The 12,797-nt window shown below is 70.3% G+C and carries 11 protein-coding genes and 1 pseudogene; 5 read left to right on the forward strand and 7 right to left on the reverse strand.

Annotation, left to right across the window (positions count from 1 at the left end; all coding sequences use genetic code 11):
- The first annotated feature begins 8 nt into the window (after positions 1–8).
- Positions 9–857: a helix-turn-helix transcriptional regulator gene (locus ACTJI1_RS11345; protein ID WP_440742711.1), complete on the forward strand. Its 849-nt coding sequence runs from the start codon at positions 9–11 to the stop codon at positions 855–857.
- Positions 858–872: 15 nt separating this feature from the next.
- Here the strand turns inward: ACTJI1_RS11345 and ACTJI1_RS11350 are convergent.
- Positions 873–1,946 (reverse strand): annotated as a pseudogene (locus ACTJI1_RS11350) (alkene reductase).
- Positions 1,947–2,156: 210 nt separating this feature from the next.
- Between ACTJI1_RS11350 and ACTJI1_RS11355 the strand changes: the two are divergent.
- Positions 2,157–3,128: a DUF389 domain-containing protein gene (locus ACTJI1_RS11355; protein WP_440742712.1), complete on the forward strand. Its 972-nt coding sequence runs from the start codon at positions 2,157–2,159 to the stop codon at positions 3,126–3,128.
- 10 nt (positions 3,129–3,138) lie between these two features.
- On the forward strand, positions 3,139–4,311 hold the full coding sequence (locus ACTJI1_RS11360) for a flavin-containing monooxygenase (protein WP_440742713.1): 1,173 nt from the start codon (positions 3,139–3,141) through the stop codon (positions 4,309–4,311).
- Positions 4,312–4,315: 4 nt separating this feature from the next.
- Here the strand turns inward: ACTJI1_RS11360 and ACTJI1_RS11365 are convergent, their stop codons facing one another.
- From ACTJI1_RS11365 to ACTJI1_RS11375, 3 genes are all read right to left on the reverse strand, one after another.
- Entirely contained in the window at positions 4,316–6,580 is a 2,265-nt protein-coding gene (locus ACTJI1_RS11365) for a glycoside hydrolase family 3 N-terminal domain-containing protein (protein WP_440742714.1), read from the reverse strand.
- 109 nt (positions 6,581–6,689) lie between these two features.
- A complete protein-coding gene (locus ACTJI1_RS11370; RefSeq protein ID WP_440742715.1) occupies positions 6,690–7,862 on the reverse strand; it encodes a N(5)-(carboxyethyl)ornithine synthase in 1,173 nt (390 codons plus the stop codon).
- A 111-nt stretch (positions 7,863–7,973) separates the two neighbouring features.
- Positions 7,974–9,137: a ScyD/ScyE family protein gene (locus ACTJI1_RS11375; RefSeq protein ID WP_440742716.1), complete on the reverse strand. Its 1,164-nt coding sequence runs from the start codon at positions 9,135–9,137 to the stop codon at positions 7,974–7,976.
- A gap of 170 nt (positions 9,138–9,307) precedes the next feature.
- Between ACTJI1_RS11375 and ACTJI1_RS11380 the strand changes: the two genes are divergently transcribed.
- Entirely contained in the window at positions 9,308–9,748 is a 441-nt protein-coding gene (locus ACTJI1_RS11380) for a nuclear transport factor 2 family protein (protein WP_440742717.1), read from the forward strand.
- A gap of 8 nt (positions 9,749–9,756) precedes the next feature.
- Here the strand turns inward: ACTJI1_RS11380 and ACTJI1_RS11385 are convergent, their stop codons facing one another.
- Positions 9,757–10,581 (reverse strand): MerR family transcriptional regulator, encoded by an 825-nt coding sequence (locus tag ACTJI1_RS11385; protein WP_440742718.1) that lies wholly within the window; start codon positions 10,579–10,581, stop codon positions 9,757–9,759.
- Between the two features lie 83 nt (positions 10,582–10,664).
- Here ACTJI1_RS11385 and ACTJI1_RS11390 point away from each other — a divergent pair, with 83 nt between their 5' ends.
- Positions 10,665–11,075: a hypothetical protein gene (locus ACTJI1_RS11390; protein WP_440742719.1), complete on the forward strand. Its 411-nt coding sequence runs from the start codon at positions 10,665–10,667 to the stop codon at positions 11,073–11,075.
- Positions 11,076–11,085: 10 nt separating this feature from the next.
- On the opposite strand, the gene ACTJI1_RS11395 is transcribed toward ACTJI1_RS11390, so the two are convergent.
- Positions 11,086–11,565: a hypothetical protein gene (locus ACTJI1_RS11395; RefSeq protein WP_440742720.1), complete on the reverse strand. Its 480-nt coding sequence runs from the start codon at positions 11,563–11,565 to the stop codon at positions 11,086–11,088.
- A gap of 25 nt (positions 11,566–11,590) precedes the next feature.
- Positions 11,591–12,784 (reverse strand): PucR family transcriptional regulator, encoded by a 1,194-nt coding sequence (locus ACTJI1_RS11400; RefSeq protein ID WP_440742721.1) that lies wholly within the window; start codon positions 12,782–12,784, stop codon positions 11,591–11,593.
- Positions 12,785–12,797 lie beyond the last annotated feature (13 nt).

The raw sequence follows: 12,797 nt of genomic DNA on the forward strand, positions 1-12,797 counted from the left end.
ATGTTCGCATGAGCGAGTTCGCGGTCGTGCTGCGGTCCTGGCGGGACCGGGTCGACCCGGTCGAGGTCGGACTGCCCGCGGGCCCCGGCAGACGCACCCCGGGCCTGCGCCGGGAAGAGCTCGCGGCGCTCGCCGGGGTGAGCGTCGACTACATCGTCCGCCTGGAGCAGGGACGCGCGACGAACCCCTCGCCTCAGCTCCTCACCGCGCTGGCCCGGGCGCTCCGCCTCTCCGGCGAGGAGCGGGACCACCTGTTCCGCGTCGCCGGGGCGGTGTCGTCGCCGGCAGGCAACGTGCCGAAGCACCTCACGCCGGGAGTGCAGCGCATCCTGGACCGGATCGGGGATGCGCCCCTCGCCGTGTTCTCGGCGGCCTGGGACTTCCTGGTCTGGAACCCCCTGTGGGCGGCTCTGCTCAAAGACCCGTCCGAGGTCACGGGCCTCGACCGCAACCTCGTGTGGCGGCACTTCACCCACGGCCATCCGGGCGTCGAGTTCGACGACGTGCACGCCGAGGAGTTCTCGTCCGACCTCGTCGCCGACCTCCGCCAGGCCCACGGCCGCTATCCCGCCGACCCCGACCTCGGCCGGCTTATCGCCCGGCTGCGGGCGGCCTCCCCCGACTTCGACCGCCGCTGGGGCGAAGCACGCGTGGCCGCGCACCGCTCCAGCCGGAAGACGATGACGGACACGATCGTGGGCGCGATCACCGTGGACTGCGACGTTCTGACCGTGCCCGACGGCGACCTGCGCATCGTCGTCTACACCGCGGCGCCCGGCACCGACGACGCGGCCAAGCTCGACCTGCTCCGGGTCACCGGGGTGGAACGGTTCGCGCCGGCGCCGACGCTGTCGTAAGCAGCGCCCCGACGGTCACGCGCTCAGGCGCGGGTAGTCCGTGTAGCCCTCGGCTCCCGGCCCGTAGAACGTCGCCGGGTTCGGCTGGTTCTCCGGGTGCTCGCCCTTCCAGCGCTCGACGAGGTCAGGGTTCGCGATCGCGAGACGGCCGACGGCCACCGCATCCGCGTGGGCCTCCTCGACCAGGGTGATCGCCTCGTCGCGCGAGGTCACCGAGCCGAACCCGCTGTTCACGATGAACGGGCCGCCGAAGCGCTCGCGCAGATCCTGCACGAGGGTGCCGGTGGGCTCGGCGTGCAGCACGCTCACGTAGGCGAGTCCGAGCGGCGCGAGTCCGTCGACCACGGCCTCGTAGGTGGCGGTCGCGTCGTCGAGGTCGGTCTCGAAGACATCCTGGATGTTGTGCATCGGCGACAGGCGGATGCCCACCCGGCCGGCGCCCACGGCCTCGGCGATCGCGGTGGTCACCTCGACGACGAACCGGGCACGCGCCTGCGGGGAGCCTCCGTACCGGTCGTCGCGCACATTGGACACCGGGGACAGGAACTGGTGCAGCAGGTACCCGTTGGCGCCGTGGACCTCCACGCCGTCGAGGCCGGCGGCGATCGCGTTCTTCGCCGCCGCGACGAACTCGTCGCGCACGGCCGCGAGCTCCTCCGTGGTGAGGGCGTGCGGCACCGGGTAGGCGATCTTGCCGGTGGCGGTGTGGGTCTCCCCCGCGATCGCGACGGCGCTCGGGGCGACGATGCGGTCGGTCCCGGTGATCAGCGGATGCGACACGCGGCCGCTGTGCATGAGCTGCATGACGATGCGTCCGCCCTCGGCGTGCACGGCCTCCGCGACAGCGCGCCATCCGGCGATCTGCTCGTCCGTGACGATGCCCGGCTGGCCGGGCTACGCGCGGGACTCATGGCTCGGGTAGGTGCCCTCGGAGATGATCAGGCCCACGCTCGCCCGCTGCCCGTAGTGCTCAGCCACCAGCGGCCCGGGGATGCCGGCCTCGCCCGAACGGGTGCGGGTGAGCGGCGCCATCACGACGCGGTTGGGAAGCTGGAGGTCGCCGAGCGAGACGGGGGAGAACAAGTTCATCGAGGGCAGTGCCTTTCTGTCGGGGATGCGCACGGCCGGTCTGGAACACAGGACGGTCCTCCCGGGCCGAGGCCTCTGGGGCGAACCGCGGGCACATGCCCACTATTCCGATGGATGGGCGGAGATCGAACATCGTCCCCTGAACGGCGGCCTTCACCGACACACCCCCGATCGCGACACGCGCGGCTCGATTGCGGCGACACTGGCCACGTGCAGCATCTGCGAATCATCGCCCCCGCCGACCTGGTCGACCAGGTGCTCACCGCCCTCGAGGACAGTGTTGCGACGACCAGCATCGTCCGCATTCCGAAGGCCGCCACCCGGCCTGCCGGCGATCTGGTGCTCTGCGATGTCGCCCGCGAAGGCTTGAGCGACCTTCTGGACCGGCTTCAGCAACTCGGCGTGCAGCACGAGGGTTCGATCTCCGTCGACGACATCGGCGTCGAGATCTCGGATGCGGCGAAGCGAGCAAGCCGAGCCGCCCCCGGCCACGCCGCCGACGCCGTGGTGTGGCAGGAGATCGAGCAGCGCACGCACGAGGAGACCAGCCTCTCCCCCACCTTCCTCACGTTCATGTCGGTCGCCACCATGATCGGCGCGATCGGCGTGGTCTTCGACGAGCCGATCCTCATCGTCGGCGCGATGGTCGTCGGCCCGGACTTCGGCCCGCTCGCCGCACTCTCGGTGGGGCTCGTGCGGTGGCGAGGCCGGATGATCGCGCAATCCGTTCTCGCTCTCGCCGTCGGGTTCGCCGTCGCCATCGCGATCACCATGCTCTTCACCTGGCTCCTGACCGCGCTGCACCTGATGTCACCCGCCGACCTGCTGCACTCCCGGCCGCTGACGGATTTCATCTGGAGACCGAACGCGCTCAGCTGGGTGGTCGGTCTCCTCGCCGGCATCGCCGGTCTGCTCTCACTGTCGACGGCGAAGTCGGGTGCGCTCATCGGGGTGCTGATCTCGGTGACGACGATCCCGGCCGCCGCGAACGCCGCCGTCGCCCTCGCGTACGGGGCCGCAGAGCAGGCCGTCGGTGCGCTCATCCAGCTGGTCGTCAACCTCGCCGCGATCACCCTCGGCGGGGTGGCGACCCTGGTCGTGCAGCGGGTGAATCAGCGGCGGCGTACCGCGCGATCCCCGGAAGCCGGCGCGGGCGGTGCGGGCCGCGGCAGCCGGAGCTAGGGTGACTCCCGTGGGCGCCGACGCTCTCCCTTCCCGTATCCCGGCGCTGGTCATCGGGGCCGGCCCCGCCGGGCTCTCCGCCGCCGCCGAGCTGAAGCGCGCGGGCATCGAGGCCGTCGTCATCGACAAGGCCGACCGGGTGGGATCGAGCTGGGCCGGCCACTACGACCGCCTGCACCTGCACACCTCGCGACGGCTCTCCGGGCTGCCCGGCTTCCGCATCCCGCGCCGCTACGGTCGCTGGGTCGCGCGCGACGACGTGCTGAGCTACCTCACCCAGTACGCCGCCGTGCACGATCTCGGCGTCCGGTTGGGTGTCACCGCTCTCTCCGTCGAGCGGGACGGAGACCTGTGGCGGGTCGCGTGGAGCAGAGGAGACGAGCGCGGCGCCATCGCGGCCGACGCCGTCGTCATCGCGACGGGTTACAACCACAGCCCTAAGCTCGCCGAGTGGCCCGGGCTCGACGCCTACCGCGGCACGGTGCTGCATTCGAGCGCATACCGGAACCCGCGATCCCTCGGCGCGCGCGACGTGCTCGTCGTCGGACCCGGCAACAGCGGCGCGGAGATCGCGGCGGACCTCGCCGAGGCGGGAGTCACGGTGTCGCTGGCGGTCCGCACCCCGCCGAACATCGTGCGCCGCGCGGTGCTCGGCATCCCCAGCCAGGCCCTCATCCTGTCGATGGCGGCATTCCCGCTGAGGGTGCAGGATGCGCTCGCGGGTGGGCTGCAACGCGTGGCCGTGGGCGACCTGCGCGCGTACGGCATCCCGAAAGCACCACGCGGGATCGCCACCCAGCAGGCACGCGATGACGTGACGCCGACGCTCGACGTCGGCCTGCTGCGCGCGCTCAGAGCCGGCCGTGTGACAGTGGTGCCGGCGGTCTCGCGATTCACCCCGGATGCCGTGGTGCTCTCCGACGGCACCGAGCTGCACCCCGAGGCGATCGTCCTCGCCACCGGGTTCCGTCGCGGCCTCGAGCCGCTGGTCGGCGACCTCGGCGTCCTCGCCCCGAACGGTCGTCCGCTGGTGAACGCAGACGCGCAGCTTCCCGCGCACCCGGGCCTGTTCTTCCTCGGGTATTCGAATCCGCTGACCGGCAACCTCCGCCAGCTGGGAATCGACGCCGGGAGGATCGCGACCGCGATCGCGAGGCTCCCCCGCCGAGCAGGCCACCCGTGAGCCGCTAGTGCGAGAACACGAGCCAGTTGACGTTGACGAACTCGTTCGCGGTACCGGTCCCGGCGCCGACGAATCGCAGGTAGACGCGGTCGGCACCGGTCGGTGAGAGGCCGAGCGGCACGGTCTTCGTCACCCATCGCTGCCATCCTCCGGTCGAGGAGACGGGGATCCGGGCGAGCACCGGCCCTGCGGGGGAACCCGTGCGCACCTCGATCGTCCCCGTCGCGGTCGCACCGGAGGCGAGGCGAACCGAGACCGATCGCGGAGCCGTGCCCCCGAAGTCCACGTCGAACCACCCGGCGAAGTCGCCGTCGGCGAGGTGCGCGAGCGCGCGCCCGCACGCCGTGTCGCTGCAGTTCTCGGTGACCGTCCCGCGCTGGTCGTCGTAGTAGACGGCGCCGATCGTGTCGTACGCGGACTGGCCGGTCGCGGGATGGAGCCCGTAGCCCGCCGAGAAGAGGGCGTTCTGCCCGTCCCCCGCGTTGATGGGCTGCTGTCCGGCGTCGTGCATCCACGTCACCGGCAGTGTCCCGGTCGCCCGAACGCCGCCGTACAGCACGTCCGCGACGCCGGCCCCTTCCGTGCCCGGCAGCCACGCCTCGACGGCAGCGCGCACGGATCCGATCTGCTCGTCGATGTCGAGAGGGCGTCCGCTCAGCAGCACGAGCGTCACCGGCACTCCCGACGCCGCGACGCGATCGATGAGGGCCCGGTCGGACGCGCTCAGGCGCATGTCGCCGGTGTCGTCGCCCTCGTATTCCGCGTACGGTTTCTCGCCGACCACGACGACGGCGTCGTGGTAGCTGTCGTCGATGCCCGACCCGTCCGGAGAGTACGTGACCGTTGTGCCCGCAGACACCGCGGCGCGGATCCCTCCGAGGATGGTCGTCCCCGGTTCGATCGGGCCGAGCGAGCCCTGCCAGCCCATCGTCCATCCCCCGGACTGCTGTCCGATGTCGTCGGCGCCACTTCCCGCCACGAAGACCTTGCTCGCACTTCTGGGCAGGGGCAGGAGTCCGCGCTCGTTCTTCAGCACGACCGTCGACTCGGCGACGGCCTGCCGCGCCAGCGCACGGTGCGCGGCCGAGCCGACCTGGCCGGCGAGGGACCGGTCGGCGTAGGGATGCTCGAACAGTCCCTTCTGGAACTTCTTGGTCAGGATGCGCGAGACCGCGTCGTCGATGCGTGCTCGCGAGACGCGCCCGGCGTGGACCTCCGCCACCAGTTCGGCGTGGAACTGCGAGTACTCGTCGGGCACCATGACGAGGTCGATTCCCGCGTTGACCGCCGTGCGCACGTCGTAGGCCGAGAGGGTGGTCTTGTCGCCGTCCAGGTAGTCCACGCCGCCGTAGTCGGAGACAAGAATGCCGGAGAAGCCGAGTTCGTTCTTCAGCACATCGGTCAGCAGGTACTTGTCCCCGTGGAGCCGCGCGCCGTTCCAGCTCGAATAGCTCACCATCACCGCCGCGACACCGCGGCGCACCGCCTCGCGGAAGGGAGGCAGGTGGATGGCGCGCAGGTCGGCCTCGCTCAGCTGCGTGTCGCCGCGGTCCTTCCCGCCGGTCGTCCCGCCGTCCCCGACGTAGTGCTTGGTCAGCGCCAGGATGGAGTCCGGCGCGGACAGGGACGAGCCCTGCTCCCCCGTCACCATGGTCGTCATCGACGAGACGAGAGCCGGGTCCTCGCCGAACGACTCGTACGTGCGGCCCCAGCGATCGTTCCGCACGACGGCGACCGTCGGCGCGAAGTTCATGTCGATCCCGAGGGCGCTCACCTCCTGGGCGACGGCGTGGCCGATCCGCTGGACGAGCGCCGGGTCGTGCGTCGCGCCCAGGCCGATGTTGTGCGGGAAGATCGTCGCGCCGTAGACGTTCCCAGCGCCGTGCACCGCATCCATCGCGTAGAGCATGGGGATCCCGAGCCGGTTGCGCAGGGCGGCCCTCTGGAACCCGTCGTACATGTCCTCCCAGCCGGCGACGGTGTTGCTCGCCGGCGCGGAGGTGCCCGCGGAGAACCCGGCGCCGATCATCCCGCTCGCGAGTCCGTCATCCGACAGCCAGCGGCGCTCGATGAGCGTCATCTGGCCGATCTTCTCGTCCAGTGTCATGCGGCTCAGCAGGTCGGCGACCCGGGTCGAAACGCTCTTGCTCGGATCCTGATACGGCAGGGGCGCCCCATGCGCCGCCGTGGGAACCCCGACGATCAGGGCGGCGCCCAGGAGAGCGGCAGTGGTGGCCGCGATGGTTCGGGAGTGCATCCGGATGTTCACGTTCGGCTCCTCTGAGCATCGAGAATCGTGTACTCAGCGCCTTTGCCGGATTTGGGCGCGACATTAGCAGCTAGGTCGCGCCGCGCGTAAGGGCCCCGCGTGCTCATCGTCAGCGACGGAGGGTCTCCCGGTACGGCGGCAGGGGCTCGCGGTTCTGGAAGGTGAGGATCGCCGGGTTCACGACGAGCCCGTCCTGGATCTCGATCGCACGACGGATGGTCGGGTCGGCCTGCCACGCGTCGGGCCCGGCCATCACGACCTCCAGGAACGGCGTCAACGCCTCTCCGATCTCCCAGGTCGCCGAGTCCCAGAGGTAGGACGGACTGTGGTCGACGGCGTAGTACTGCACACGGTCGCCGACCTCGAAGATGGGATCGGCGAAGGTGGTCGAGCGCGCCCAGCTGAACCCCATCCCCTCGTCGCAGGAGACGTCGACGATCAGGCTTCCGGGGGCGAACGCCTCGAGATCGTCCTCCGTCAGGTAGGTGAGGGGCGCGTTCGGATCCTGCAGGGTGCAGTTCACGACGATGTCCGCCTGGGCGAGGAACGGGGCGAGCGGCACCCTCCCGGCGTCGGTGATGACGTGACTGAGGAACGGAGCGTCGTCATCGTGGTCGAACTGCACGATGCGGACGGAGTGGATGGGCGAGCCGACCGCGGCGACCTCCCGGTTGGTGAGGACCTGCACGTCGTGGATGCCGTGGGCGTTCAGCGCGGTCACCGCGCCGCGGGCGGTCGCTCCGAAACCGATGACGACGGCGTTGAGGCGCCGGCCGTAGTCGCCGGTGCGGCCGACCAGCCCGAGAGCATGGACCACCGAGCAGTACCCGGCGAGCTCGTTATTGACGTGGAAGACGTGCAGGGCGAAGTTGCCGCTGCTCGTCCAGTGGTTCATCGCCTCGAAGGCGATCAACGTCAGGCGCTTGTCGATGGCCCGCTGCGTGATCTGCGTGTCTTGCACGCAGTGCGGCCACCCCCAGAGCACCTGGCCGTCGCGCAGGTCGTCCAGGTCGGAGGGCTGCGGCTTGGGCAGCAGCACGATATCGCTCGACGCGATCACGTCGGCGCGGGAGGCGATGCGTCCGACCAAGGGACGCAACGCGTCGTCGGTCGCGCCGAACCGGGAGCCGTACCCGGTCTCGAGCACGATGCGCTCACGTAGCTCGGCCGGGATGCGGTCGAGGCGTGCCGGATGCAGGGGCAGCCGCCGCTCGTCCGGCTTCGCGGAGGTGGCGAGGACGCCGAGCGTCAACGGTACGGAAGAACGGGAATCGGCCGACATGGTGGCTCCCTCATGGGCGCCACGGTGGCTCCGTCGTCTCAGACTACGCCCGCGACGTCGCGGCCCGGGTGCCCACATGGACACCCGGGCCGACGACATGCTCTTCGGCGCTCACTCCCCCACGTTGATGCGGACGACCTGCCCGCTGTGGCCGTTCATCCCGGTGGCCGGCATGATCGACCAGTTCGACACGTAGGCGCTGCCACCGCGGAAGGCGAAGCCCGACGGGAAGAACAGCTGTCCGACCCCGTAGGTGGTGCGCTGCCCGCTCGGGCTGATCTTCACGAGCGCCCCGGTCGGGTCGCCGGTCGGGCTCGGGTTCAGTCCGTTGATCTGGAACTCCGTGACGTAGAAGTTGCCCGATCCGTCGAAACCGCAGCCCTGGATGGTGCTGAAGCCCGTCCACTTGACCCGTGCGGTGCCGTCCGGCCAGACCTGCCAGACGCGAGCGCCACCCGGCGCGTACGTGCCGCCCAGCAGCTCCGTCACGTAGAACGAGCCGTCGGGAGCTTTGGCGACGCAGGTGCTCACGCCGTCCGTGACCGACCCGGCCGGAGCGGGCATGAACGCCACCGTCGAAACGGCGCCGTACTTGTCCACCTTGGCGAGGATGTTGGCGCCGGCGTCCGCGACGTAGCGGGTGTTGCCGACGGTGATCACCGAGTTCGGGTTGGCGTCAGGGAACTGGTCTGGGACCAGGTCCTTGTGCGCGGCGGTCCAGGCGTAGTCGGCATCCCCCGTGGAGGCGATCGGCGACCAGGTCCCCGACGACGGGTCCAGCGCCACCGTGCGACCGAGCTGCGCCCGCGCGGCGTCCACGATCGGGTTGCCCGGCGGCACCGGCGGGATCGGCGCGGTGTTCAGCGCGATCTGCCCGGTCACCCACCTCCCCTGCGCGTCGACGGACACCAGGCCTTCGGCGGCTGCGCCGGACTGGTCGGCAGCCGAGAAGAACCCGGTGATGGGATGCGTCAGCACGCCGTTCTTCCACACCCCGAGCTTGCCGGTGAGGCCCGCGTACTGGTCCCCTTCGGGTCCGCCGCCCAACGGCAACGACCCGCCGTGCCCGGCTTCGGCGATAAACAGCTGCCCGCCGGTCCCGAACGACAGGCCACGCGGGTTGTCCAGCCCCGAGACGACCACCTGCACCGACCCGGCCGGCGGCTTCGGGGCGGTGACGGTGGTGGCCTCAGCGGAGGTGGCTCCGGCGGCGACCAGCGCCGCGACGAGCAGCGCGGGCATCCCCGCGCGTATGGCGATGTGCAGTGATCTCATCGACATGACTCCTTATCTCCATCGATACGGCCACGTCTTCCCCCCACAAACAGTCGAGAAGCTAGCACTGGGAGTGGGGGCGGGGCTAGCCCGACATCCCTTCCGGCACGGCCCCGATCGCATGCATCGAGCCCTTGCCCACGGGCAGGTGAGCAGAGGAGCCTGGCGTCATGACAGACCGCGACGATTTCCTGAATTGGTTCCGGGGTCCGCTCTTCGAGGCGGAGCGTGCGCTGCACAACGGCGATCCGGGTCCCCGACGTGCACTATGGTCGCGGCGCGAGCCGGTCAGCGTTCTGGGCGCCTGGCGCAACGCGACGGGTCAGGAAGAGATCGACGAGCTCTTCGCCGACCTCGCCGCGAGCTTCTCCGACTGCACATCGTCGACGATGGACCTGGTCGCCTTCGATGTGGTCGGCGACATGGCCTACACAGCGGCGCTTGAACACACCTCCGTCTCCGTGGACGGACGACCCCGCACCTACACGTTACGGGCGACGCAGGTGTATCGGCGTGAGGACGGTCAGTGGAGGGTCGCCCACCGTCACGGCGACACTCTCATCGACGGCGATGCCCAACCGCCCTCGGATGAATCCCGTCCACCCTCCTGAAGCTCTGTTCAGGAGGCCCGCTCGACGGGCGCCTGGAGTTCGGTCAGCCAGTCGGGGCCCGGGATGTGGCCGGTGGCCCGCACGTACACCTCGCGGGTGGGGCCGACGATGCGGTAGCCGTCGGCGACGAGGCTCTCGATGAGCGCCATCCACGTGTCGCCGATGCCGGACATGTCGCCGTGGTGCATCAGCGTCGCGGCCAGGGGCACCGCAGGCAGCTCGACGATGTCGTAGCCCTCGCCGGGCTGGGGAGGTGTCTCCGCAGGGTAGGAGATGTTCACCTCGAGCCGTTCGTCGTCCCGGGCTTCGTACCAGAACGTGGAAGGTGCGAGGATCGGACGCCCCGCCGCCTCCAGGGCCCGGTCCAGCGACCCGATGAGCGGCCCGACCACCGGCCCCACGAGTTCCGGCCCCATCCCGGGCGCGGTGCCGCTGACGGCGTAGACGGTGGCCGCGTCCAGGGGGCGGTATTCGACGAGTGTGGACATGATCTGTGTTCCTTCCAGTATGTGGAGGCGCCGCTCGAGCCGGTCGAGCCGGTCGCGGTCCTGGGCGATTCCCGCCACCAGCTCGGCCCGGCGTTGCCGCAGCGCCGCCGTCAGGGCGGGCCGCGGGTCCGTCGAGGCGAGCACGGCGGCGATGGCGTCCAGGCCGATCCCGAGCTGTCGCAGCTCGACGATCAGGAGCAGGCTCGCAAGCTGCACGTCCGAATAGAAGCGGTACCCGTTGTTCTCGTCGACGTGCGCCGGTGGCAGCAGGCCGATCGCGTCGTAGTGCCGCAGCATCCGCACGCTGATTCTCCCGATCGCCGCGAATTCCCCGATTGTGTACATGATGGAGGCCACGCTCCAGCCTGACACGGTGTCAGGGTCAAGCCCCATGGCGCGCGACGGGGCGACGGGAGGACCATGGGCGTGTGACCCGATTCGCCATCGATGCGCCCACGTGCGTCGCCCTCCTCCGGCGCGACATCGTCCTCAGCGCCGGGCATCAGCTCGTGGCACCGGCTGCGCTGCGATCGGATGTCCTCGCGCTGCTGTTCGACGAGGTCCGGGAGACGGACCTGACGGAGGCTGAGGGGCGCCGTGAGCTGGACCTGTTCGCCGAGATGAAGATCCGGCTCCTCGGAGACCGGGTCTCACGGGCGACAGCGTGGAAGATCGCCCATGACCTCGGATGGGCCGACCCGCGACCCGCGGAATACCTTGCCGTGGCGCACCTGCAGGCCGACTTCCTGGTGACGGATGACGCGCGACTGCGCGACAGTGCGCGGGGGATCACCCCTGTCGCCGGCCGGGACGCACTCACCGGGCCTGCGACGTCCTAGCCGCTCGACCTCATCCGGGAACGTGGGTGAGGAACAGCCACGCGCTGACGATCCCGCCGAGCACCGCGATGGCCACAGCCAGAGCGACGAGGTAGAGCCCGAGTTGCAGACCTGCCATCGTGAGGACCGCGCCGACCAGGAGGACGACGCAGGTGACGGTGCGGGGCGCGCCGATGCCGAGCGCGCGGGAAAGTCTCTCCTGGCGGCGATCGCCGGCCCTGCGGTCGAGCACCTCGAGCGCGGACGCGACCAGAAGGGCGACGACGGCGAGTTCGACCCCCGCCCACAGGGCACTCTGTCCCGGGAGGGACAGCGCGAGACCCACGAGCACGGGCACGAGGAAGAGCCCGAGAGTCTGGGCGGCCCGGCTGCGCAGCTCGGCGGATGCGGCGATCACGTCGATGCGGATCGACACGGCGACGAAGAGGAGGCCCAACAGCGCAGCCCCGATTCCACCGCTCACGACCGCGAAGGTGAACCACTCTGCCACGCCTTCACCCTATGGCAGCGGCCTCTCACACGTCATCGTCGAGAGTGCTCTGCTGGAAGGCGGCCAGTGCGAGATAGAGCTCCGTGGCATCACGGGGGCGATTCACGTCCCGGCCGGTCAGTGCAGCCACGCGATGAAGACGATTGCGCACAGTGTTCTGGTGCACCCACATGCGGTTCGCGACGTCGGCGACCGTGCCGTCCGAGGCGAACCACTGCGTGAGCGTCTCGAGCAACGCTGAACGCTCTGCCTCCGGCGCCTCCAGGAGCGGACCGAGCACGAGCGAGATCAGCGGCCGGCTCACGTCCGGAGCTCCGGCCGCGGCCATCGGCACCGGCGCGTCGTCGAAGAAGCAGAGTTCGCCCGGCCCGGCTGCGGCGAGTGCCGTCCGGGCGAGCCGCACCGACGAGCTGATGTTTCCGTATTCGAACTCCACGGGGCTCACCCCTGCGGTCGGCGTCCACAGGCCGCATGCGTCCCGCAACCGCTGGCGCCACTCCGCCGCGGCGGTGCTGACGATACCGAGCTGAACGTTCCCGACCATCACCCATGCCGAGGGCACCTCGCGGTCGGCAAGCTCGGACTCGATCCGCGGCATGGGCATGCGTCCGGACGCCTTGGAGGACGCCGCCACGATGACGAAGCCGCCCGCGCGCGGCAAGCCGAGCCTGTCCACAGCCGTCCAGGGTGACGCGGACTCCTGGCCGCGAGCGGTGAGCAGCCCGTAGACGAGCCCGAGCCGCTCCTGCTGACGACTGAGCAGCGCCTGAGCGTACTCTTTCCGGTACTCGGCCGTCATCGCTTGCACGAACTCGTCGTGCATCACCCACAGCTCGGTTCCGAGGTCGACGAGTTCCGCTTCGGTCGCCGAACCCGTCGCGCGCGCATGGTCGACGATGCGGCCCCAGAGGAACTTCGTCCCGACCCGCAGAGAGTCGGTCACATCGGACAACGCGATGCCGTCACGGGCCCGTGAGGCGCCCAGCAGCCGGGCAGGCGCGTCGCGCGTGTCGACGGTCGAACCTTGGTCTTCGACCGCCTCGATATGCGCTTGGGTCGAACGCACGATCGTCGGGAACGGAAGGTACTCGCTGGTGCGGTACACCGCCAGTTCGGCGCGGATCACCTGCGCCATCTGGGCAGCGAGCTCCGGATTGCTCGCATGCATGTCGCGGGTGAGCCGAGACAGCATGGGCCAGCCCGGGTCGGACTCGTTCATCCGGCCCAAGTTA

It is taken from the genome of Leifsonia sp. 22587 (assembly GCF_052044215.1).
In the GTDB taxonomy this organism is placed as follows: domain Bacteria; phylum Actinomycetota; class Actinomycetes; order Actinomycetales; family Microbacteriaceae; genus Leifsonia; species Leifsonia shinshuensis_C.

What these genes read in the sequence shown, in the direction of transcription:
- ACTJI1_RS11345 (WP_440742711.1), top strand. Translation starts at nt 9, where the DNA reads ATGAGCGAGTTCGCGGTCGTGCTGCGGTCCTGGCGGGACCGGGTCGAC.
- ACTJI1_RS11370 (WP_440742715.1), bottom strand. Translation starts at nt 7,862, where the DNA reads ATGTCGGCCGATTCCCGTTCTTCCGTACCGTTGACGCTCGGCGTCCTC.
- ACTJI1_RS11375 (WP_440742716.1), bottom strand. Translation starts at nt 9,137, where the DNA reads ATGAGATCACTGCACATCGCCATACGCGCGGGGATGCCCGCGCTGCTC.
- ACTJI1_RS11380 (WP_440742717.1), top strand. Translation starts at nt 9,308, where the DNA reads ATGACAGACCGCGACGATTTCCTGAATTGGTTCCGGGGTCCGCTCTTC.
- ACTJI1_RS11385 (WP_440742718.1), bottom strand. Translation starts at nt 10,581, where the DNA reads ATGTACACAATCGGGGAATTCGCGGCGATCGGGAGAATCAGCGTGCGG.
- ACTJI1_RS11400 (WP_440742721.1), bottom strand. Translation starts at nt 12,784, where the DNA reads ATGAACGAGTCCGACCCGGGCTGGCCCATGCTGTCTCGGCTCACCCGC.